The following is a 20,637-nucleotide window of genomic DNA, read 5'->3' as shown; positions in this document are numbered from 1 at the left end:
CGCCATCGTCAGGAGCGTGACTCTGCGGCGACCGCGCGCCCGGCCTGCCGGCCGCTGAACAGGCATCCGCCGAGGAACGTGCCCTCGAGGCTGCGGTAGCCGTGAACGCCCCCTCCGCCGAATCCGCTCGCCTCGCCGGCGGCGTAGAGCCCTGGAATCGGCTGCCCGTCGGCGCCGATCGCCTGGGAGTCGAGGTTGGTCTCGATGCCGCCGAGGCTCTTACGGGTCAGGATGTGGAGCTTGACCGCGATGAGCGGTCCGGCCTTCGGGTCGAGGATGCGGTGCGGCTTCGCGACCCGGATGAGCTTGTCGCCGAGATAGTGCCTCGCCTGCCGGATCGCGTTGACCTGCGAGTCCTTCGAGAATGTGTTCGTCAGCTCACGGTCGCGCGCCTCGATCTCCTCGCGCACGAGCGCCACATCGAGTTCGACATCCGGGGAGAGCTTCTGCATGCCCGCGATGATCTCGTCAAGAGTGTCGGCGACGATGAAATCCTCGCCTTGCCTCTTGAACGCCTCGACCGGCTCTGTCGCGCCCTTCCCGAGACGCTGCCTGAGCAACTCACGGATGCTCTTGCCGGTCAGATCGGGGTTCTGTTCGCTGCCGCTGAGCGCGAACTCCTTCTCGATGATCTTCTGCGTGAGGATGAACCAGCTGTAGTCATGGCCGGTCGAGACGATGTGCTCGAGCGTGCCGAGCGAATCGAACCCCGGGAAGAGCGGCACGGGAAGGCGCTTGCCGGTCGCATCCAGCCAGACGCTCGACGGGCCGGGCAGGATCCGGATGCCGTGCTTCGCCCAGACCGGCGCGAAGTTCTTGATGCCCTCGACGTAGTGCCACATGCGGTCGCCGTTGATGAGGTTTGCGCCCGCCTTCTCGCTGATCCCGAGCATGCGCCCGTCGACGTGGGCCGGGACTCCGGAGAGCATGTCGCGGGGCGGTTCGCCGAACCGGTGCGGCCACTGCTCTCGCACGAGAGCGTGGTTGCCGCCGATCCCGCCGCTCGCGACGATGACGGCTCCCGCGCGGGATTCGAACTCGCCCACCTTCTCGCGGTTGCTCGCCTCGCCGCGGGGTGCCGCATCCGGTTTCAGGACGGTGCCGCGGGCGCCGACGACCGCGCCGTTCTCGACGATGAGCTCGTCCACACGGTGGCGGAACCTCAGCGTCACGAGACCGGCGTCGACGCCCGCGCGCACTCGCTTCACGAACGGCTCGAGGATGCCGGGGCCAGTTCCCCAGACGATGTGGAAGCGCGGCACGGAGTTGCCGTGACCCGTGGCTGTGTACCCGCCGCGCTCGGCCCACCCGACGACGGGGAAGAAGCGGATGCCCATCGAGCGCAGCCAGTCCTGCTTCTCGTTCGCCGCGAAGTCGAGGTAGGCCTCAGCCCACTGCCGCGGCCAGAGGTCCTCCTCGCGGTCGAATCCCGCGGTGCCGGCCCAGTCCTGGCGGGCGAGGTCGAGGGAGTCCTTGATCCCCATGCGGCGCTGCTCGGGGGAGTCGATGAGAAAGAGCCCGCCGAACGACCACCAGGCCTGCCCGCCGAAGCTCGCCTCGGGCTCCTGCTCGAGGATCGTGACCCGCTTGCCCGCGTCGACGAGTTCTGCGGCGGCGACGAGGCCGGCGAGGCCGGCGCCGATCACGATCGCGTCGGCGGTGGACTCGGGCGTGGTGGTGGGCGTGTCGCTCGCCCTCTCGCTCGGGGTGGTGTCGGGCATCCGTACTCCTTCGTCGGTCGTTTCCAACTTAGCGAAGCCCCGGCCCCTGGCGATGCGGTGTTTCCGGCGGGTGGGATGGGCGGGGTGGAGACGTGGGTGAAGAGGTGCGGGTCGCCGTGTCCGTCAGGCGCGGCCCCGGATGCGCCGGCTGAGTGTTGTGGCGGCGGCGGCGACCGCGCGCCCGAACCGCGACCACTGCGCGTCGTCGACGAGGGTGCGGCGGAAGGTCAGCCCGACGGCTGCGGCCGGATAGTCGTTGTGATCGAGGACGACGGCCGCGACCGACGCGTACGCCAGGTCGATGTCGCCGTCCTCGGTCGCCCAGCCGCGCTCGCGGGTCTCCGCGAGAAGCTGCTCGAGGTCGGCGACGGACTTCGGGCCTCGACTCGTGCGCAGCGGAAGGCGCTGGGAATCGTCGGAAGCGCGGGTCGCACCATCGGCGGGCTCGTCCCGTGAACCGGTGAAGATCGCGTCGAACTGCGCATCCGGAAGGGCTGCGAGCATGGCGCGCCCCGTCGCGGTGAGGTGGGCTGGCAGCCGCACGCCGATGCTCGTGACAACGGCGGGCGCACGGGCCGCGGCGACCTTCGACGCGTACACGACATCCGCGTGCTGAAGGACTCCCAGGTGCGCGACGACCGGCAGCTTCGTCTCGGCGACGAGCCGTTCGAGCACGGGGGTCGCAAGCCGGGCAAGCGCGTTCGAGGCGAGCACCGAGGAGCCGATCTCCCCGAGCAGCGGTGCGAGCGCGAAACCCTGGTGCTCTGGCGAGTGCACGACAAAGCCCTCGTCCTGCAGTACGCGCAGCAGATGGTAGACGCTCGAACGCGGAAGGCCGAGGTCGCGCCCCAGTGTCGCGGCCCGCACCGGCCCGCTGTGCCGCGCGAGGTACCGGATGATGCGCAGCGTGCTTCGAGCTGCGGGGACAGCGGTCACACGATCTCCTGATGATGAGCAGTGTCTGGTATTCCAGACAGATTATCGCAGTCTTGGGGGTCGCAGCATCTGTTTTGCGGCTCTAATGATGGCATGGCCAACAATCACAGCGCAGTCGTCGAACTCGGGATCGGGGCGCCGACCCGCGCCGACGTGGTCGCCGTCGCCCGGGATGGCGCACGCGTCGTCCTGGCATCGGATGCCGTGGCGGCGATGGAGCACAGCCGCTCGGTCATCGACGCTCTCGCCTCCGACCCGCAGCCGCACTACGGCGTCTCGACCGGGTTCGGCGCGCTCGCGAGCAAGCACATCCCGTTCGAGCGGCGTGCGCAACTGCAGCGCTCGCTCGTACGCAGCCACGCGGCTAGCAGCGGCCCGGAGGTGGAGCGCGCGGTCGTGCGGGCGACCATGCTGCTTCGACTCTCGACCCTCGCGACCGGCCGCACCGGCGCCCGCCCCGTCGTCGCCGAGACCTACGTCGCACTGCTCAACGCCGGCATCACGCCGATCGTCGGCGAATACGGCAGCCTCGGCTGCTCCGGCGATCTCGCCCCTCTCGCGCACTGCGCGCTCGCGCTCCTCGGCGAAGGCATGGTGCGCGACGCCGACGGCGAACTCATGGAGGCATCCGCTGCACTGTCGGCCGCAGGCATTCCGCCGATCGAGCTTCGCGAGAAGGAGGGCCTCGCCCTCATCAACGGTACGGATGGCATGCTCGGCATGCTGGTCATGGCCATCCATGACCTGCACGCGCTCGTGACGACGGCCGATCTGGCGGCGGCGCTCAGCGTCGAGGGACTGCAGGGCACCGACGCCGTGTTCGCGGCCGACCTGCAGGCACTGCGTCCGCATCCGGGCCAGCGCGACTCCGCTGCGAACATGCGCGCGGTGCTCGACGGCTCCCCGATGGTCAGTCGCCCCGAGGGGTTCACCCGGGTTCAGGACGCGTACTCGCTGCGCTGCGCGCCCCAGGTGCACGGTGCGGTGCGCGACACGATCGCCCACGCGACCCTCGTCGCCGAACGGGAGCTCGCGAGCGCGATCGACAACCCCGTCGTGACTCTCGACGACCGCCTGGAGTCGAACGGCAACTTCCACGGCGCCCCCCTCGGCTACGTGCTCGACTTCCTCGCGATCGCCGTCGCCGACCTCGCCTCGATGAGCGAGCGGCGAACGGACCGGTTCCTGGATGTCGCCCGTAATCACGGTCTGAACGCCTTCCTCGCCGACGATCCCGGCGTCGACTCCGGGCACATGATCGCGCAGTACACGCAGGCGGGCATCGTGAGCGAGCTGAAGCGCCTCGCCGTCCCGGCGTCCGTCGACTCGATCCCCTCGTCGGCGATGCAGGAGGATCACGTTTCGATGGGATGGAGCGCCGCCAGAAAGCTTCGACGCGCGATCGACGGCCTCGGCAGGGTCATCGCGATCGAACTGCTCACGAGCGCGCGCGCCATGGACCTGCGCTCGCCCATCCAGCCGGGACCGGTCGGCTCCGCCGTGCGCGCTCGCCTGCGCACCCGGGTCGAGGGGCCCGCCACCGACCGATACCTGGCCCCGGAGATCGCGGCCGCCCACGACATGGTGCTCGACGGCTCGCTGCTCGCGGCCGCGGCATCCGTCATCTCGACAGCAGGAGGAGAACTCAGATGATCGGCGCACGCCCCGTCAAGGCCTACCGCGGAACCGAATTGCACACGCTCGGCTGGCAGCAGGAGGCCGTGCTGCGGATGCTGCAGAACAACCTCGACCCGGAGGTCGCCGAGCATCCGGATGACCTGGTCGTCTACGGCGGGAGCGGCAGGGCGGTGCGCAACTGGGAGGCGTTCGACGCGATCGTGCGCACGCTCGCGACGTTGAAGAACGACGAGACCATGCTCGTGCAGTCCGGAAAGCCGGTCGGGGTCATGCGCACGAACGCGTGGGCGCCGCGCGTGCTCATCGCGAACTCGAACCTCGTCGGCGACTGGGCGAACTGGGACGAGTTCCGGCGCCTGGAGGCGCTCGGTCTGACCATGTACGGGCAGATGACGGCCGGCTCCTGGATCTACATCGGGACGCAGGGCATCCTGCAGGGGACGTACGAGACGTTCGCGGCCGTCGCTGCCAAGCGGTTCAACGGCACGCTCGCGGGGACGATCACCCTCACCGGCGGCCTCGGCGGGATGGGCGGCGCGCAGCCGCTCGCCGTCACCATGAACGACGGGGTGGCGATCTGCGTCGACGTCGACCAGAGCAGCGTGAGACGCCGCATCGAACACCGTTACCTCGACGTCGAGGCGACATCGATCGAGCATGCGCTCGAGCTCGCCTACGCCGCGCGCAACCGGAAGGAGCCGCTCTCGATCGGCCTGCTCGGCAACGCCGCCGCCGTGTTTCCCCGGATGCTCGAACTGGGAGCCGAGATCGACATCGTGACCGACCAGACGAGTGCGCACGACCCGCTCGCCTACCTGCCGCTCGAGTATGGCTTCGAGGAGTGGATTCCCGCGCGCGACGCCGACCCGACCGGATTCGCCGAGAAGGCCCGTCGTTCCATGCGTATCCAGGTCGAAGCCATGGTCGGCTTCCAGGACGCAGGGGCCGAGGTGTTCGACTACGGCAACAACATCCGCACCGAGGCGAAGGCGGCCGGGTTCGAGAACGCGTTCGCGTTCCCCGGGTTCGTGCCCGCATACATCCGCCCGCTGTTCGAGCAGGGCAAGGGGCCGTTCCGGTGGGCGGCGCTCTCCGGCGACCCGGCCGACATCGCGGCGACCGACCGCGCGATCCTCGAGCTGTTCCCGGAGAACACGTCGCTCGCGAAGTGGATTCGGATGGCGGGGGAGCGCGTGCACTTCCAGGGGCTGCCCGCGCGCATCTGCTGGCTCGGCTACGGGGAGCGCGACAAGGCCGGCCTCAAGTTCAATGAGATGGTGGCGTCGGGCGAGCTCTCCGCGCCCATTGTGATCGGACGCGATCACCTCGACTCCGGTTCCGTCGCGTCGCCGTACCGCGAGACCGAGGCGATGAAGGACGGTTCGGATGCGATCGCCGACTGGCCGCTCCTCAACGCGCTCGTCAACACCTCCTCCGGCGCGACCTGGGTGTCGATCCACCACGGTGGCGGTGTCGGCATCGGGCGTTCGATCCACGCGGGGCAGGTGACCGTCGCCGACGGCACGGAACTCGCCGCGCAGAAGATCGCGCGCGTGCTCAGCAATGACCCCGGCATGGGAGTCATCCGGCACGTCGATGCCGGATACGAGGGAGCGATCGAGACCGCGGAGCGACTCCACGTTCGGGTGCCGATGCGCGAGACTGGTTCCTGATGTCATCCTCCGAGCGCGTGGCGTACGGATCCGGCCTCCCGGTGGATCCGCTCTGGCCGCGTGCGGGGAACTGGCCGGTACCGAGCGGTCACTCCGACTTCGCGCTCATCGGGGTTCCGACCTGGCGCACCTCCATCTCCGCGACGAACGCAGGGCAGACTCCGGATGCCGTGCGGGCGATGATCCCGCGCTACAGCCAGTTCGCGCACTCCGGCGGCCGGCCGCTCGACTTCGCCGACCACGGCAATGTGCCAGACCCCGACGCCGACGAGGCCGCCACCATCGCAATGATCGGAGCGGTCGACACCGAACTCCTCGTGGCCCTCGGCGGCGACAATGCCGCCACCGTGCCCACGGCGCTCGGCCGGTGGGGCGACCGGCTCGCGACCGCCGGCCTCGTGACGGTCGACGCGCACTACGACCTGCGTGACGGGGTGTCCAACGGGTCCCCTGTACGTCGCCTCATCGAGGCGGGACTCGACGGCCGAAGGGTCGTGCAGGTGGGGATCTCCGACTTCGCGAACTCCGCGGAATACGCCGCGCGCGCCCGTGACCTCGGGATCACGGTGGTGCTGCGGGATGAGCTTCTGGGACGGCCGATGGCCGACGTCATGGCTGAGGCGCTGGAGGTCGCGGGTTCGGCGGGCGGGCCGATCCATGTCGACCTCGATGTAGACGTCTGCGACCGCTCCGTCGCGCCGGCGTGCCCGGCATCCGTGCCCGGCGGCATTGCGGCGCACGAGCTACGGGCCGCCGCGCGGGTGGCAGGGAAGCACCGCCGGGTCGAGTCGATCGACCTCGTGGAGGTGGATGCGACGGCCGACACCCCCGATGCCCGCACCGTCCGCCTCGTGGCACTGTGCGTGCTCGAGGCGGCTGCAGGTCTGGCGCTGCGGTCGTGAGCACTCTCGTCGCCAACATCGGCCTGCTCGTCACGAACGAGGAGGGCCGCTCCGAGCGTGAGAACGCCGCGCTCGTGATCGATGACGGTCGTATCGCGTGGGTCGGCGATGCGGCTTCCGCTCCGGATGCCGATGAGCGCATCGACGCTGATGGCCGCTGCGTCATTCCGGGCTTCGTCGACAGTCACAGCCACATCGTGTTCGCCGGGGATCGCTCCGACGAGTTCGAGGCTCGCATGATCGGGCAGAAGTATGCCGCCGGTGGCATCCGTCGCACGGTGGGGCTCACGCGGCAGGCGACGGATGCCGAGCTCGCCGCGAACACCGCCCGCCTCGTCGCCGAGATGCGTGCGCAGGGAACCACGACGGTGGAGATCAAGAGCGGCTACGGCCTCACGACCGTGGACGAGGCCCGCTCGCTCGCCGTAGCGAAGGCATTCACGACCGAGACGACATATCTCGGGGCGCACGTCGTTCCGGCCGAGTTCGCCGACGATCCGGCCGGCTATGTCGGGCTCGTGACGGGCGAGATGCTCGATGCCTGCGCGCGACACGCGAAATGGATCGACGTGTTCTGCGACGACGGCGCGTTCGACGTCGACCAGGCGCGGGCGATTCTCGAGGCGGGGATGGCGGTGGGCCTCGGCGCACGGATGCACGGTGCGCAGCTCGGCCCCTCTGGGGCCGTTTGTCTCGCGGTCGAACTGGGGGCGGCATCCGTCGACCACTGCACCTTCCTGACCGACGCGGATGTCGACGCTCTCGCCGGCTCGGACACCGTCGCGACCCTGCTGCCGGGAGTCGAGTTCTCGACCCGCCAGCCGTATCCGGATGCCCGGCGCCTCATCGACGCCGGCGTCACCGTCGCGCTCGCGTGCGACTGCAATCCGGGCTCGAGTTTCACCTCTTCGATGCCGTTCTGTATCGCCGTCGCCGTGCGGGACATGCGCTTCAGCCCGTCCGAGGCGTTGTGGGCGGCGACAGCCGGGGGCGCCGCTGCGCTGCGCCGCACCGACATCGGCGGGCTCGCGGTCGGACAGCGCGCGGATCTCGTCATCCTCGATGCGCCCAGTTACGTGCATCTCGCCTATCGCCCCGGCGTGCCGCTCGTGAAGCGCGTGCTCACCGCGTCCTGACGCGCCCGCGGACGTGGCCCCATGGCAAGGTCGCACGGGCCCCGGTGATGTCAGGCCTCAATCGTGCCATTCGCGAGCACGAGTCGGACGCGCTCATCGGGGAAATCGATCGGTGGGTGAGCGACGTCGCCCGCCGAATCGGTCCGGCAATGCTGCGGAGCCTCGACGCGATTCACCTCGCCAGACCGCGATGAGTTGATCAACACCTAACTGAGCACCACCGCGCCGTAGGCGAGCACCGCGATGAGCGCCCACGACGCGAGCCCGACCAGGAGCGACCGCCATCCGGTACTGATCAGTTCGCGCACCCGTACCCCCGTCCCCAGACCGAAGAGCGCCATGGCCAGGAGCGCCGTCTGCACGACGTCGGCGATCGACAGAACAAGTTCGGGGAGCGGTACGAACGAGCGGATGGCCACGGCGAGCAGGAAGCCCGCGACGAAGAGCGGCACGATCGGCGGGCGCTTGGCGGTCACCAGGTTGTGAACGGCAGGGTCGGCATCCGCTATGGAACGGCTGTCCCGCCGGTGAACCGCGAGCGCGGCGATCGACACCATGGGGGCGAGCATGAGTACCCGCGTGAGCTTGATGACGACCGCGATCGCCAGGGCGCTCGATCCCGCGAGTTGGGCCGTCGCCACGACCTGGCCGACATCGTGGACGCTCGCGCCGACCCAGTGGCCGAACTGGTCGGCGGTGAACCCGAGTGGATGCCAGAACAGCGGCAATACCCCGATAGCCAGTGTTCCGCACAGGGTGACGAGGGCAACCGGCGTCGCCGCTTCTGAGTCCCTGGCTTTCACGACTCCGCTCATCGCGCCGATCGCCGAGGCGCCGCAGATCGAGAACCCCGTCGCGATGAGCAGCGGTTCATGGTGGGGGAGGCGTGCGAGCCTCCCCAGCCAGTAGGTGGCAGCAAACGTCACGAGGACGAGAACGACGACGAGCAGGATCGTGAGCCAACCGAGGTGGGCGATGTCGATGAGGCTCAGTTTGAGGCCGAGCAGAAAGATGCCCAGGCGCATGAATCGTTTGGATGCCACGGACAGGCCGGATGCGAGCGGCCCGGTGATGGCCGATCTTGCTGCGGGAATCTGCGCGACGATGATGCCGAGCGCGACGGCCGCGGTCAGAAGCGGAATGGCGGGTACGAGTGCATGGACGCCCCAGGCGAGCAGTGCCGCCGCAGCAGCGCACGCGACACCGATCGACCAGGGGAATCGGTTCACGGTCCGCCCGTCTACTCAGCGAAGGTATTGACGAGCGAGTGCGCTGCCCGGTCGAGGTAGCCCCAGAAGGTGGCGTGCTGGAGAGGAGACAGGTCGAGCGTGTCCAGAGCATCCCGCATGTGTCCGAGCCAGTGGTCGCGTGCTTCAGGGTTCACCTTGAACGCCGCGTGCCGTGCGCGCAGGCGCGGATGGCCGCGCTCCTGGCTGTACGTGGTCGGCCCGCCCCAGTACTGCTGCAGGAAGCTGCTGAGGCGGTGGATCGCGCCCTCGAGGTCATGCTGCGGGTACATCGGCCACAACACGGGATCGGTCTGCACCCGCTCGTAGAAGCGGCGGACCAGCAGGTCGAAGGTCTCGCTGCCGCCGATGGCGTGGAACAGCTCGCCCTGTGCGGCCGCCCCTCCCTCGCCGACGCGCAGGGTCACCGGGCTCGGTTGCGAACGCTCGGACGGCTCCTCGCTCACGCCGTGCCCTCCTCGTCGGCCTTCTTCGCCGTCTTCGCCGCCGCCGGCCGACGGTCGTCGAGCACCATCCGGTTCAGGGAGGGGACATTGACGCCGAGCCCGTCGAGGGCGAGCTTGATCCGCATCCGCAACTCACGGGCGATGTCCCACTGGTCCGGGGAGCGGGTCTTGATCACGAGTCGCACGACGAGCGCCTCAGCGGTGACGGATTCGACGCCCCAGATCTCGGGTGTCTCGAGCACCTTCCGACGCCATTGCGGGTCGGTGGCCAGTTCCTTCGCGGTGTCGAGGATGGTCGCCTTCACCTCGTCGAGGTCGGCATGGTACGGCACCGGCAGGTCGATGATGACCCGCGCCCAGCCCTGAGACTTATTCCCGACGCGCAGGATCTCCCCGTTGCGCACGTGCCAGAGGGTGCCGTTGACATCCCGGATGCTCGTGATGCGCACGCCCACCGACTCGACCGTCCCCGAGGCGACACCGAGGTCGACGACGTCCCCGATGCCGAACTGGTCCTCGAAGACCATGAACATGCCGTTCAGGATGTCCTTGACCAGGTTCTGCGCGCCGAACGCGAGCCCGGCGGCCACGACGCCGGCCGCGCCGAGGATGCCGAGCACCGGAACACCGAGCACGTCGAGCACGAGCACGAGCGCCGCGCCCATGACGACGACCGTGAGCACACTGTTGATGACCGTGCCGAGCGTGCGCGTGCGCTGCACGATGCGCGCAGCATGCAGGGGCGCGGATGCCAACTCCTGCGTCTCCTCGACATTGTGGGTCTTCTTGACACCGGTGATCACCCGTTCGATCGACCGGCGCAGGATGACGAGCAGCAACCAGCGCACGACGAACGCCCCGACGACGATCCCGATGACCGTCAGCAGCACGTGCCACTGAGCGATGAACGCGCCGAGTCCAGCCCAGACCGCCTGCCAGTCCATACGGCTACCTCACGTCGGCCGCCTGCGCCGCGAGAGCGCGTTCCACACCGGCGAGGTTCTCGGTCACGAGGCGCCGCAACGCAGGGACATCCGGATTCGCAGCGAGCCAGGCCTTCGTCGCGTCGACGAGCGACTGCGAGGCGAGCGGAGCGGGGTAGAGGCCGACGATGAGCGTCTCGGCGATGTGGTAGCTGCGACTCTTCCACAGGTCGTTCAACGCGGCGAAATACTTGTCGACGACCGCCTCGAGCGACGACGGGTCGTTGACGTGCTGGTAGCCGAGGGCCGTGTTGCGCACGATCGCGTTGGGCAGTTCATCCGAGTCGACGAGCGAATTGAACGCGGCCACCTTGGCTTCGGATGTCGCGAACGTCGCGCGTGCGCGGGCGGCGGCCTGCGCACCGTTGGCCGTGTTGTCCTTCTCGAGCGCCGCGTCGATGTCGACGGATGTCGCCGCACCGTTGAGGACGAGCCCCTCGAGCAGCTCCCATCCGAGGTCGGTGTCGATCGTCAGACCCTTGAGCACGACGGTGCCGTCGAGCAGTCCGCGGAGGGCGCTCACATGGTCGCCGATCGAGGCGATCTGGGCGAAGAACTTCACGAACTGGAACTGTGCGTCCGAACCTGGTTTGGCGAGCTGGGCGAGAGACCACAGGTCGGAGCCGACCTTCTCGATGGTCTTCGCGCGGTCCGCCGGCGCCACATACTGGCGCGCGACGAGCAGCAGCTGGCTGAGGGTCGTGCGGATCGTCGTGCTCTCGGTCTCGGTCGCGATGTTGCCGAGGACGAGCTTCACGTAGTCGCTCGCAGCGGTCTCGGCGTCGCGCGTCGAGTCCCACACGGAACCCCAGACGAGAGCGCGAGCGAGTGGGCTCTCGATCTCCTTGAGGTGTTCGATCGCGACGGAGAGCGAGTCGTCGTCGAGACGGATCTTCGCGTAAGCGAGGTCGTCATCGTTGATGAGCACGAGATCCGGCCTGGCCATGCCGACGAGCTCCGGCACCTCGGTGCGTTCGCCGTCGACATCCAGCTCGACCCGGTGGCTTCGCACGAGCTTGCCGCCCCGCAGGTCGTAGAGGCCGATCGCGAGGCGGTGCGGGCGGATGGTGGGGTAGTCGGGCGCGGCGCTCTGCAGCACGGCGAAGCTCGTGAAGTTCCCGCTGTCGTCCGTCTCGAAGGAGGGGCGCAGCGTGTTCACGCCGGCCGTCTCCAGCCACAGCTTCGACCACTCGGTGAGCGTGCGCCCGCTCGTGATCTCGAGCTCGGCGAGCAGGTCCTTGAGCTCGGTGTTGCCCCACGCGTGCTTTTTGAAGTACGCGGCGACGCCCGCGAAGAAGGCGTCCTCGCCGACCCAGGCGACGAGCTGCTTCAGGACCGAACCGCCCTTGGCGTAGGTGATCCCGTCGAAGTTGACCTGGACATCCTCGAGGTCGTTGATCGTGGCGACGACCGGATGCGTCGACGGCAGCTGGTCCTGGCGGTACGCCCAGCTCTTCTCCATCGCCTGGAATGTCGTCCAGGCCTCGGTCCACTCCGTCGCGTTCGCGGTGGAGATCGTGGAGGCCCATTCGGCGAAGGACTCGTTGAGCCACAGGTCGTTCCACCACTTCATGGTCACGAGGTCGCCGAACCACATGTGGGCGAGCTCGTGCAGGATCGTGACGACGCGACGCTCCTTGATCGCATCCGTCACCTTCGAGCGGAAGACGTAGGTCTCGGTGAAGGTGATCGCCCCAGCGTTCTCCATGGCGCCCGCGTTGAACTCGGGGACGAAGAGCTGGTCGTACTTCTCGAAGGGGTACGCGTAGTCGAACTTCTCCTCGTAGTACGCGAAGCCCTTGCGGGTGATGTCGAAGATGTAGTCGGCGTCGAGGTGCTGGCTGAGCGACTTGCGCGAGTAGATCCCGAGCGGAATGGTGCGACCGTCACGGCTCGCGAGCTCGCTCTCGACCTTCGCGTAGGGGCCGGCGACGATCGCGGTGATGTAGGAGGAGATGCGGGGGGTGGTCTTGAACACCCAGGTGCTCGAGTTGCCCTCTCCGGCAGTGCGCGACTCGACCGGCTGGTTGCTCACGACCTCCCAGGCGGCGGGGGCCGTCACGGTGAAGCGGAACGTCGCCTTGAGGTCGGGCTGCTCGAAGACCGCGAACACGCGGCGGGAGTCCGGCACCTCGAACTGCGAGTAAAGGTACACCTCGTTGTCGACCGGGTCGACGAAGCGGTGGAGGCCCTCGCCCGAGTTCGTGTATTCGGCATCCGCGACGACCGTGAGCACGTTGTCCTCAGCGAGGTCATCGAGGCGGATGCGCACACCGTCCGCGGCGGACGTGTCGACGGCGGCACCATTGAGCTCGATCGAGTGCACCGTGCGGGTGAAGGCGTCGATGAACGTGGATGCGCCGGCAGTGGCGGAGAACCGGACGGTCGTCGTGCTGCGGAACACCTCGGCTCCGGTCGTGAGGTCGAGCGTGACGTCGTAACTGTCCACGCTGACGAGCGCCCTGCGCTCCTGGGCTTCGACGCGGGTGAGGTTGTCTCCTGGCACGGTTGCTCCTTCGTGAGGATTGTCTTTCTGCACGAGCGGATTCTGCCCGGCATCGATCCCCCAGCCTAGTATTCGCTGCTGGGCCACGTCAGCGCGCGCTCCCGGTCCGGCGTAGTTTGGTTGTTATGTCAACTGAATTGTCCGATCCCACCGCCACCACCCACGTCGACTTCTGGTTCGACCCCTCCTGCCCGTGGGCGTGGATGACGAGCCGATGGGTCGACGAGGTCGCGAAGCACCGGGACCTCGATGTGACCTGGCACATCATGAGCCTGGCCGTGCTCAACGAGGACAAGGACGTATCGGAGAGCTACCGTGCCTTCTTCCCCCGTGCGCTGCGCTACACCCGTCTCGTCGCGGCCGTGCGCGAGCTCGAGGGCCAGGAGATCGTCAAGCCGCTCTACGACGCGCTCGGCATCCGCATCCACCCGGGAGGATCGAAGAATCCGGATGAGGTCATCCCGGCGGCGCTCGCCGAGCTGGGGCTTCCCGTCGAGTATCTGCGATACGCGGACAGCGACGAGTACGACGAGCCCATGCGCGCGAGCCACTTCGACGGGATCAGCCGCGTCGGCCAGGAGGTCGGCACCCCGGTCATCTCGGTGGACGGTGTCGCGTTCTTCGGCCCGGTGATCTCACCCGCGCCGAAGGGGGAGCAGGCGCTCGACCTCTGGGACGCGATTGTGGCTGTGGCGCGCTACGACGGCTTCTTCGAACTCAAGCGCACCCGCACCCGCGAGCCGATCTTCGACTGACGCGCCGCCCAGGAGCGCCCGGCAGTCGCCGATCGCCCCGCGCAGCACCTCTCGCAGCAGGGCATCCGCTTCCGGGGAGCAGGCATGGGCGATGCCGAGCACGCCGACACGAATGACAGACTCCGCCATCCTGGACACCGCGCGATCGCGCGTGGCCGTGACGTTCTGCGCGATGAAGTCCTGCCCCCAGCGCGCGGCGAGGGGCGCTTTCGCGAAGGCACCGTCGATGCGCGCGGCCAGTTCGGAATCGGCCGGATGCCCGATCCCCTCCAGCCGCATCCGGCAGGCGAGGATACCGACGGCGAGTGCGCGCTGCCGCTGCTCGCTCGCGATGGGCAGCGCGCTCGTTGCGGCCCTGAGCGCGACGAGGATCTCGACGCGAGGGTCGTTCCCGTTGATGCCGATGACCGAGGGGATGAGCTCGGCGAGCCTCGAGCGTTCGCGATCGGAGGTGCAGTCGTTGACCATCCGTGCAAGGAATGCGAGTGCCGGGTGCGTGCAGGCGGGGTGATCGCTCCATCGCTCGCCGGCCAGGTAGGAGGCGAACTCCATGAAACAGGCTCCGCTGCGCGGTGTGCGGTGGCGTCCGGCGGACAAGATCGGGACGAGCGCCGGGCCGTCGTGTGAACTCGTTGTCATCGCTGGCCTCCCAACCGAACGAGGAACCCTGCTTCCAGTGTCCTCCTCCCGCGGCGATTAGGCCAGAGCACGTCGCGGCGACCATACCTACACTGGAGCCATGCGCATCCACATCGCGACCGACCATGCCGGCCTCGAGTTCAGCCGGGACCTGCAGGAGCACCTGAGGTCAGCCGGCCACGAGGTCATCGACCACGGGCCTGCAGAGTACGACGAACTCGATGACTACCCGTCGTTCTGCATCAATGCGGCGATCGGTGTCATCGCCGACCAGCAGGCAGGGGTCGAAGCCCTCGGGATCGTGTTCGGCGGCTCCGGCAACGGAGAACAGATGGCGGCCAACAAGGTGCGGGGAGCGCGGGCGGCACTCGTCTGGAACGTCGCTACCGCGCAGCTCGCTCGCGAGCACAACGACGCGAATCTCATCTCGATCGGCGCCCGCCAGCACACCGTCGAGGAGGCGATCCTCTTCATCGACACATTCATCGCCACTCCGTTCTCCGGCGCGGAGCGTCACGCCCGCCGCATAGCGCAGCTCGCAGAATACGAGGACACGGGCGCGATCGCCGGCAAGCAGGTCGACTGAGGTGCCGGAAGGTCATTCCGTACACCGGATCGCGAACCAGTTCGAGGCCCACTTCGTCGGCCACCGCATTGCGGCCAGTTCGCCGCAGGGAAGATTTGCCGACGGCGCGGCGCAACTCGACGGGCTGACGATGACCGACGCCGAGGCGGTCGGCAAGCAGCTGTTCCTCGAGTTCGCGGAACGCCAGGATGCTCCGCGCCGGTGGCTCCGCGTGCACCTCGGCATTTACGGGGCGTGGGACTTCGCCGGCGATGTCAGTGTCGACCCCACGGTGCTCGCGTCCATCGGCGCTCCACGCCGCACTCGGCTCCGCATGGCGGAGTCCGAGAAGGAGACCGAGCTCACCGAGTTCCCGCCTCCGCCTGTCGGACAGGTGCGGGTGCGCCTCCTTACTGACACCGCCGTCGCCGACCTCCGCGGCCCCACCGCGTGCGAGGTGCTCACACCGGAGGAGGTCGCCGCCGTGATCGCCACGCTCGGGCCCGATCCCATCGTCGACCCCGGCCAGGCATCCGAGGATCGCTTCGTGGAAGCCGTGCGCAAGCGGCGCACTCCCATCGGGCTGCTGCTCATGGACCAGACCGTCGTCGCCGGAATCGGCAACGTGTACCGCGCAGAGCTGCTCTATCGCGCCGGACTCAATCCGCACACCCCCGGCAACACCCTGCCCGAGGACGTCGTGCGGGCACTGTGGCGCGACTGGGCGCACCTCCTGAACATCGGTGTTCGCACGGGCCAGATGCTCACGATGGATGGCCTCGATGCGGAAGGCCGCGCCCGCGCACTCGCGAACCGCGACGATCGGCACTGGGTGTATCGTCGCGCCGGGCTTCCCTGCCGAACCTGCGGGACCAACGTCGTGCTCGAGGTGGCCGCGGCCCGAAAACTGTACTGGTGTCCCGTCTGCCAGGCGTGATGCGCTGAACGAGCAGCCGGCGGCGTGCCAAGATGGTGCCCATGATGGACACCGGCCGCTATGTGAGCCTCGACGAGAACGAGGTCAAGCGCCTCATCCGTGACAACCCGTGGGGCACGATCGTCACCGACACCGCGAAGGGGCTCATCGCAAGCCACTATCCGATGTTGTTGGAGAACGATGGGTCGTCGGAAGAGGATGCCGGCGGCATCAGCATCGTGAGCCACGTCGGCAAACCCGACGACGACAAACTCGAGCTCGGCCGGCATGAAGCGCTCGTCATCATCCAGGGGCCCAACGGCTACATCTCGCCCGGCTGGTACGACAAGATCAACGTTCCCACCTGGAACCACGTCACCGCTCACCTCTATGGTGTGCCGGAGATCCTCAGCGACGACGAGAACTGGGCCGTGCTCGAGCGGCTCACCCACCACTTCGAAGACCGGATGCCGCACCCCGTCCTTCTGGAGCACCAGGAGAAGTATGCGCGGGAGCAGATGGCCATGACCGCGGGGTTCCGGATTCGCGTCACCCGTTTCGAAGCCAGGCTCAAGCTGAGCCAGAATCGCCCGCAGGTCGCCGACCGCATCATCGATGAGCTCGACCACGGAGACAACTACCGGCAGCCCGCCCTCGCCGACGAGATGCGGCGCGTCCACACACCGAAAGCGACCGCGTGACACTGCTGCGGCGCGCGCGACTCGGCGCCGGTCTCGTCGACGTGCGCCTCGAGAACGGCCGCATCAGCGACATCCGGCCCGCGGGCGGCGCCGCCGACGCTGCCGACGCCAGGAGCGACGTCATCGACCTCGACGGCCGCTGGCTGCTGCCCGGCCTGTGGGACCATCACGCGCATCTGACCCAGCTCGCCCTCACGCTGCGGCGGGTGGACCTCTCCGGCGTCGCGTCTGCGGCCGAGGCCGCCAGGGTCATGGGAGCCTCCCTCGCAGCGAATCCGCCCGAGCGGGGCCTGCCCCTCGTCGGCGCGGCGTTCCGCGACGGGCTCTGGCCCGACGTGCCCACCGTCGAGCTTCTCGATGCCGCCACCGGTGACACTCCGACAGTGCTCGTGAGCGGCGACCTCCACACCACGTGGCTCAACTCGGCCGCGCTCGTCACCTACGGATTCGCGGGGCACCCCACGGGTGTGCTCGTCGAGGACGACGCGTTCGCCGTCACTTCGGCGCTCCAGAATGTGCCGGAGTCGACTCTCGACGGGTGGCTTCAGGATGCCGCAATCCTCGCTGCCGGCAGAGGCGTCGTCGGCGTCGTCGAACTGGAGATGGCTGCCAACGTCGACACGTGGCGCCGCCGTTACGCCGACGGATTCGACGGTCTGCGCATCCAGGTCGGAATCTACACGCCCTACCTCGAGGCAGCTCTTGCTGCGGGGCTGCGCACGGGCGACGCGCTCGACGACGAAGGACTGCTCACGGTCGGGCCGTTCAAGATCCTCACCGACGGGTCCCTCAACACACGCACCGCCTACTGTGTCGACCCCTACCCCGGCACCGCCGAGCGGGGCATGCTCACCGTCACGACCGACGAGCTGTTGCCCCTGCTTCGCGCCGCCGTCGGGGGCGGCATCGCCCCAGCAGTGCACGCCATCGGGGACGAAGCCGTGCGCCTCGTGCTCGACGCGTTCACCATGCTCGATGGCTCACCGCTACCAGCGGGAACCCGCATGGAGCACGCCCAACTCGTGCGCACCGAGGACTTCTCCCGCTTCGCCGCACTCGGGGTCGCTGCGAGCGTGCAGCCCGAACATGCCATGGACGACCGTGACGTCGCCGACCGCTACTGGGCGGGACGCACCGACAGGTCTTTCGCTCTCCGATCCCTCCTCGACGCCGGGGCCGAACTGCTCCTCGGCTCCGACGCGCCAGTCGCACCACTCGATCCGTGGACGACCCTCAGCGCCGCGGTCACCCGGGCCAGGGACGGCCGCGAGCCGTGGCATCCGGAACAGGCGATCACGGTCGATGAGGGAATCGCGGCATCCGCCCACTCCGTCGTCGCCGTCGGCGAGGTCGCCGACCTCATCGCCGTCGATCGCGATCCGCATGTGCCCGGCAACCTCGCGGGCATGCCCGTCGCCCTGACCCTTCTCGCCGGTCGCGCTACCCACAGCACCCTGTAGACGGGGGTTATCCCCCCACGAACCCGGGAGCGCGTCGGATGCCGAAGAGCACCGGCCGACGCGAGGCTGGAATCATGACGAATACGACCCGGAACTCGATGCCCTCTGCCACGCTGGAACCTGTGACCACGACCCCGACCGCACCGGAGACCTACGGTCGACGGTGGCGAAGGGTCCCGCGGGAGCTAGGGTTCCATGCGCCGACCATCCTCGTCGTGTCCGTTGCGTTCATCGTGCTCACAACACTCTTCTCGACTGCGACATCCCTCATCGCCATCGTTGTGGGCATTTTCGTGCTCACGGTCACCATGTGGGTCGCCCGCTACTTCGGCGAGGTCGAACTGACCCGCCTCGACTGGGTAGGAATGCCGCCCATTGCTCGACCGCGCCGGCAGCAGCCGGGGCCCGGCTTCTGGTCCAGGTTCCTGACCCCGCTCGCCGACCCGCACGCGTGGGTGTACTTCATCCATGGCACCGTCGTGAACTTCGTGGTCGGCATCGTCACCTGGAGCGTCGTGCTGACCTGGGTCGCGGGCTCACTCGGTGGGCTCACCTATTGGTTCTGGAGCGCCTTCCTGCCACAGGATGACTTCTCCCTCTCCGAGGTGATCGTCTCGTTCCTGACGCGAGGCGCAGTGACGGTCGATGGTCGGGCGGCCGAGTCGATCATGAACCTCCTGTTCGGCTTCGTCTTCCTCGTCACCCTCCCGTATGTGACGCGCGGTCTCGCCCGGCTGCACCACGTCATCGCCAGGGCGATGCTCGGTGCGTGGCGATCTGAAGATCTTGCGGAGAGGGTGACGAACCTGAGCGCGTCGCGTGAGGCTGCGGTCTCCGCCGAGGGCCACTCGCTGCGCCGGCTCGAGCGGGACATCCACGACGGGCCGCAACAGCGCCTCGTCCGCATTCAGATGGACCTCGCCGCGGCCGAGCGCAAGCTCGCCACCGATCCGGATGCTGCGCGCGCTCTCATCGCGGAGGCCAGGCTGCGCTCGCAGGAGGCGCTGGATGAGCTCCGCGCCCTGTCCCGGGGGTTCGCCCCGCCGATCCTTCTGGACCGCGGACTGGTGGCAGCGCTCGAATCGCTCGCCTCGCGAAGCGCACTCCCGGTGGCCGTCACGAGTGCGATCGACGAGGCCGTGGAGCTGCCCCAGGAGATCGAACGCAACGCGTACTTCGTGGCGAGCGAGCTCGTGGCGAACGCGGCGAAGCACTCACGGGCGACCTCCGTCGATGTCGTCGTGTCGATGCGGCGGCTGCCGGAACCGGATGAGTGGTGGCTCGATGTCACCGTGACGGACGACGGTCGTGGCGGCGCGTCATCCGTGGCGGGGCACGGACTGGCCGGGCTCGACGAACGTTTGAGGGGGCTCGGCGGGACGCTCGAACTCAACAGCCCCGCGGGCGGCCCGACGGTTGTGACCGGTCACCTTCCCGTCACCTACTAGCCTCCCGCACCGTAATCTTGAGGGCATGACAGCCCTTCGCGTGGTGGTGGCAGACGACTCCGTCCTGCTGCGCGAAGGGCTCGTGCGCGTTCTCACCGAAGCGGGCGTCGAGGTCGTGGGTTCCTACGGCGACGGAGAGGCCATGCTCGAGTCGCTTCCCGACGTGGCGCCGGGCCTCCTCGTCCTCGACGTGCGGATGCCGCCGACGTTTCGCGACGAGGGCGTCCGTGCCGCCATCAGCGCCAGGAAGCTGCTCCCGGGTGTCGGCATCCTGCTTCTCTCCCAGTACGTCGAGGTCGCCTACGCGCGTGAGCTGTTGTCCGACGGGAGCGGCGGCGTCGGATACCTGCTGAAGGACCGCGTCGCATCCCTCGCCGACCTCCAGGATGCGATCGAACGGATCGCCGCCGGCGGCACGGTACTCGATCCGGAAGTGGTCTCCCAACTGCTGGGCCGCAGGCACGACCCCCTGGAGTCGCTCACACCGCGCGAACGGGAAGTGCTCACGCTCATGGCGGAGGGGCGCACGAACGCGGCCATCGCCCAGTCGCTGTTCATCGGTACGGGCGCTGTCGAGAAGAACGTGACGGCGATCTTCCAGAAGCTGGGCCTGGATGATTCGGGCACCGACCACCGAAGGGTTCTCGCCGTCCTGGCCTGGCTCCAACGTTGAGCACGGGCCAGGACGGCGAAACAGGAATCCGAACTGATCCTCTAGGAAGCGAGCAGGTCTCGTTGGCCGAGGCCGTACGTCGAGTAACCTGCAGCGGGCTGAATCTCGGGGCGGGGGGTCTCGAGTTGGTCAGTCCATGCCGTTCCGGTCCACCAGCGAAGCATCGGGAGCCCGGTCGGGTCCGGGTACCAACCGAAAGGTGGAAGGGATTGTTGCGGGGTGGAGGACATCATGATTCCTGCAGTTGCCTGCCGCGAGGCGCTTCGGGTGCGGCGGTTGGCTTACCGTGAGC

19 protein-coding genes are annotated in these 20,637 nt (G+C 68.4%); 11 read left to right on the top strand and 8 right to left on the bottom strand.

Going from position 1 to position 20,637, the window contains the following annotated elements:
* Nucleotides 1-8: 8 nt before the first annotated feature.
* On the bottom strand, nt 9-1,721 hold the full coding sequence (locus BKA04_RS03035; RefSeq protein ID WP_104095088.1) for an FAD-binding dehydrogenase: 1,713 nt from the start codon (nt 1,719-1,721) through the stop codon (nt 9-11).
* A gap of 123 nt (nt 1,722-1,844) precedes the next feature.
* The gene (locus BKA04_RS03030; RefSeq protein ID WP_104095087.1) at nt 1,845-2,657 is read right to left on the bottom strand and encodes an IclR family transcriptional regulator; all 813 of its coding nucleotides are present in this window, start codon (nt 2,655-2,657) and stop codon (nt 1,845-1,847) included.
* Nucleotides 2,658-2,750: 93 nt separating this feature from the next.
* On the opposite strand from BKA04_RS03030, the gene hutH reads away from it, so the two are divergent.
* Genes hutH through hutI form a run of 4 tightly spaced genes read left to right on the top strand, consistent with a single transcriptional unit; the run spans nt 2,751 to nt 8,006 of the window.
* Nucleotides 2,751-4,310 carry a histidine ammonia-lyase gene (hutH, locus tag BKA04_RS03025; protein ID WP_104095086.1) on the top strand — a complete coding sequence of 520 codons (1,560 nt, stop codon included), beginning with the start codon at nt 2,751-2,753 and terminating at the stop codon, nt 4,308-4,310.
* Nucleotides 4,307-5,968: a urocanate hydratase gene (hutU, locus tag BKA04_RS03020; protein WP_104095085.1), complete on the top strand. Its 1,662-nt coding sequence runs from the start codon at nt 4,307-4,309 to the stop codon at nt 5,966-5,968. Before hutH ends, hutU begins: the two co-directional genes overlap by 4 nt.
* Nucleotides 5,968-6,870, top strand: coding sequence for an arginase family protein (locus BKA04_RS03015; RefSeq protein ID WP_104095084.1), 903 nt, complete (start codon nt 5,968-5,970; stop codon nt 6,868-6,870). Before hutU ends, BKA04_RS03015 begins: the two co-directional genes overlap by 1 nt.
* Nucleotides 6,867-8,006 carry an imidazolonepropionase gene (gene hutI, locus BKA04_RS03010; protein ID WP_104095083.1) on the top strand — a complete coding sequence of 380 codons (1,140 nt, stop codon included), beginning with the start codon at nt 6,867-6,869 and terminating at the stop codon, nt 8,004-8,006. Before BKA04_RS03015 ends, hutI begins: the two co-directional genes overlap by 4 nt.
* 206 nt (nt 8,007-8,212) lie before the next feature.
* On the opposite strand, the gene BKA04_RS03005 is transcribed toward hutI, so the two are convergent.
* Genes BKA04_RS03005 through pepN form a run of 4 tightly spaced genes read right to left on the bottom strand, consistent with a single transcriptional unit; the run spans nt 8,213 to nt 13,188 of the window.
* Nucleotides 8,213-9,235: a YeiH family protein gene (locus BKA04_RS03005; RefSeq protein WP_104095082.1), complete on the bottom strand. Its 1,023-nt coding sequence runs from the start codon at nt 9,233-9,235 to the stop codon at nt 8,213-8,215.
* A gap of 11 nt (nt 9,236-9,246) precedes the next feature.
* Complete coding sequence (locus BKA04_RS03000; protein WP_269902555.1) at nt 9,247-9,654, bottom strand: globin; 408 nt, start codon at nt 9,652-9,654, stop codon at nt 9,247-9,249.
* Between the two features lie 41 nt (nt 9,655-9,695).
* Nucleotides 9,696-10,643 (bottom strand): mechanosensitive ion channel family protein, encoded by a 948-nt coding sequence (locus BKA04_RS02995; protein ID WP_104095081.1) that lies wholly within the window; start codon nt 10,641-10,643, stop codon nt 9,696-9,698.
* A 4-nt stretch (nt 10,644-10,647) separates the two neighbouring features.
* Complete coding sequence (gene pepN / locus BKA04_RS02990) at nt 10,648-13,188, bottom strand: aminopeptidase N (protein WP_104096597.1); 2,541 nt, start codon at nt 13,186-13,188, stop codon at nt 10,648-10,650.
* Between the two features lie 125 nt (nt 13,189-13,313).
* On the opposite strand from pepN, the gene BKA04_RS02985 reads away from it, so the two are divergent.
* Nucleotides 13,314-13,943, top strand: a complete 630-nt coding sequence (locus BKA04_RS02985) for a mycothiol-dependent nitroreductase Rv2466c family protein (RefSeq protein ID WP_104095080.1) — start codon at nt 13,314-13,316, stop codon at nt 13,941-13,943.
* Here BKA04_RS02985 and BKA04_RS02980 read toward each other — a convergent pair.
* Nucleotides 13,824-14,582: a hypothetical protein gene (locus BKA04_RS02980; RefSeq protein ID WP_174719811.1), complete on the bottom strand. Its 759-nt coding sequence runs from the start codon at nt 14,580-14,582 to the stop codon at nt 13,824-13,826. The genes BKA04_RS02985 and BKA04_RS02980 overlap by 120 nt on opposite strands.
* 100 nt (nt 14,583-14,682) lie before the next feature.
* Between BKA04_RS02980 and BKA04_RS02975 the strand changes: the two genes are divergently transcribed.
* The 6 genes from BKA04_RS02975 to BKA04_RS02950 all read left to right on the top strand — a co-directional run bounded on the left by BKA04_RS02975 (nt 14,683) and on the right by BKA04_RS02950 (nt 20,345).
* On the top strand, nt 14,683-15,168 hold the full coding sequence (locus BKA04_RS02975; RefSeq protein WP_104095079.1) for a ribose-5-phosphate isomerase: 486 nt from the start codon (nt 14,683-14,685) through the stop codon (nt 15,166-15,168).
* A gap of 1 nt (nt 15,169) precedes the next feature.
* On the top strand, nt 15,170-16,084 hold the full coding sequence (locus tag BKA04_RS02970; RefSeq protein ID WP_104095078.1) for an Fpg/Nei family DNA glycosylase: 915 nt from the start codon (nt 15,170-15,172) through the stop codon (nt 16,082-16,084).
* A gap of 41 nt (nt 16,085-16,125) precedes the next feature.
* Nucleotides 16,126-16,764, top strand: coding sequence for an FMN-binding negative transcriptional regulator (locus BKA04_RS02965; protein ID WP_104095077.1), 639 nt, complete (start codon nt 16,126-16,128; stop codon nt 16,762-16,764).
* A complete protein-coding gene (locus tag BKA04_RS02960) occupies nt 16,761-18,224 on the top strand; it encodes an amidohydrolase (RefSeq protein WP_104095076.1) in 1,464 nt (487 codons plus the stop codon). The genes BKA04_RS02965 and BKA04_RS02960 overlap by 4 nt, the downstream gene beginning before the upstream one ends.
* Nucleotides 18,225-18,298: 74 nt before the next feature.
* A complete protein-coding gene (locus BKA04_RS02955; protein ID WP_232841945.1) occupies nt 18,299-19,672 on the top strand; it encodes a sensor histidine kinase in 1,374 nt (457 codons plus the stop codon).
* Nucleotides 19,673-19,697: 25 nt separating this feature from the next.
* Nucleotides 19,698-20,345: a response regulator transcription factor gene (locus BKA04_RS02950; RefSeq protein WP_104095074.1), complete on the top strand. Its 648-nt coding sequence runs from the start codon at nt 19,698-19,700 to the stop codon at nt 20,343-20,345.
* 41 nt (nt 20,346-20,386) lie between these two features.
* Here BKA04_RS02950 and BKA04_RS12330 read toward each other — a convergent pair whose 3' ends face one another.
* Nucleotides 20,387-20,575 (bottom strand): DUF2510 domain-containing protein, encoded by a 189-nt coding sequence (locus tag BKA04_RS12330; RefSeq protein ID WP_198413286.1) that lies wholly within the window; start codon nt 20,573-20,575, stop codon nt 20,387-20,389.
* Between the last annotated feature and the right edge of the window lie 62 nt (nt 20,576-20,637).

Source organism: Terrimesophilobacter mesophilus, assembly GCF_014200375.1.
GTDB classification, from domain to species: Bacteria; Actinomycetota; Actinomycetes; order Actinomycetales; family Microbacteriaceae; genus Terrimesophilobacter; species Terrimesophilobacter mesophilus.
Note: the sequence above shows the minus strand (reverse complement) of the source record. Positions and strands in the feature narration are given on the sequence as shown.

Excerpts from the sequence above, each read along its gene's own strand:
- BKA04_RS03035 (WP_104095088.1), bottom strand. The coding sequence starts at position 1,721 with ATGCCCGACACCACCCCGAGCGAGAGGGCGAGCGACACGCCCACCACC.
- hutH (WP_104095086.1), top strand. The coding sequence starts at position 2,751 with ATGGCCAACAATCACAGCGCAGTCGTCGAACTCGGGATCGGGGCGCCG.
- hutU (WP_104095085.1), top strand. The coding sequence starts at position 4,307 with ATGATCGGCGCACGCCCCGTCAAGGCCTACCGCGGAACCGAATTGCAC.
- BKA04_RS03015 (WP_104095084.1), top strand. The coding sequence starts at position 5,968 with ATGTCATCCTCCGAGCGCGTGGCGTACGGATCCGGCCTCCCGGTGGAT.
- BKA04_RS02995 (WP_104095081.1), bottom strand. The coding sequence starts at position 10,643 with ATGGACTGGCAGGCGGTCTGGGCTGGACTCGGCGCGTTCATCGCTCAG.
- BKA04_RS02985 (WP_104095080.1), top strand. The coding sequence starts at position 13,314 with ATGTCAACTGAATTGTCCGATCCCACCGCCACCACCCACGTCGACTTC.
- BKA04_RS02980 (WP_174719811.1), bottom strand. The coding sequence starts at position 14,582 with ATGACAACGAGTTCACACGACGGCCCGGCGCTCGTCCCGATCTTGTCC.
- BKA04_RS02975 (WP_104095079.1), top strand. The coding sequence starts at position 14,683 with ATGCGCATCCACATCGCGACCGACCATGCCGGCCTCGAGTTCAGCCGG.
- BKA04_RS02965 (WP_104095077.1), top strand. The coding sequence starts at position 16,126 with ATGATGGACACCGGCCGCTATGTGAGCCTCGACGAGAACGAGGTCAAG.
- BKA04_RS02955 (WP_232841945.1), top strand. The coding sequence starts at position 18,299 with ATGACGAATACGACCCGGAACTCGATGCCCTCTGCCACGCTGGAACCT.
- BKA04_RS02950 (WP_104095074.1), top strand. The coding sequence starts at position 19,698 with ATGACAGCCCTTCGCGTGGTGGTGGCAGACGACTCCGTCCTGCTGCGC.
- BKA04_RS12330 (WP_198413286.1), bottom strand. The coding sequence starts at position 20,575 with ATGTCCTCCACCCCGCAACAATCCCTTCCACCTTTCGGTTGGTACCCG.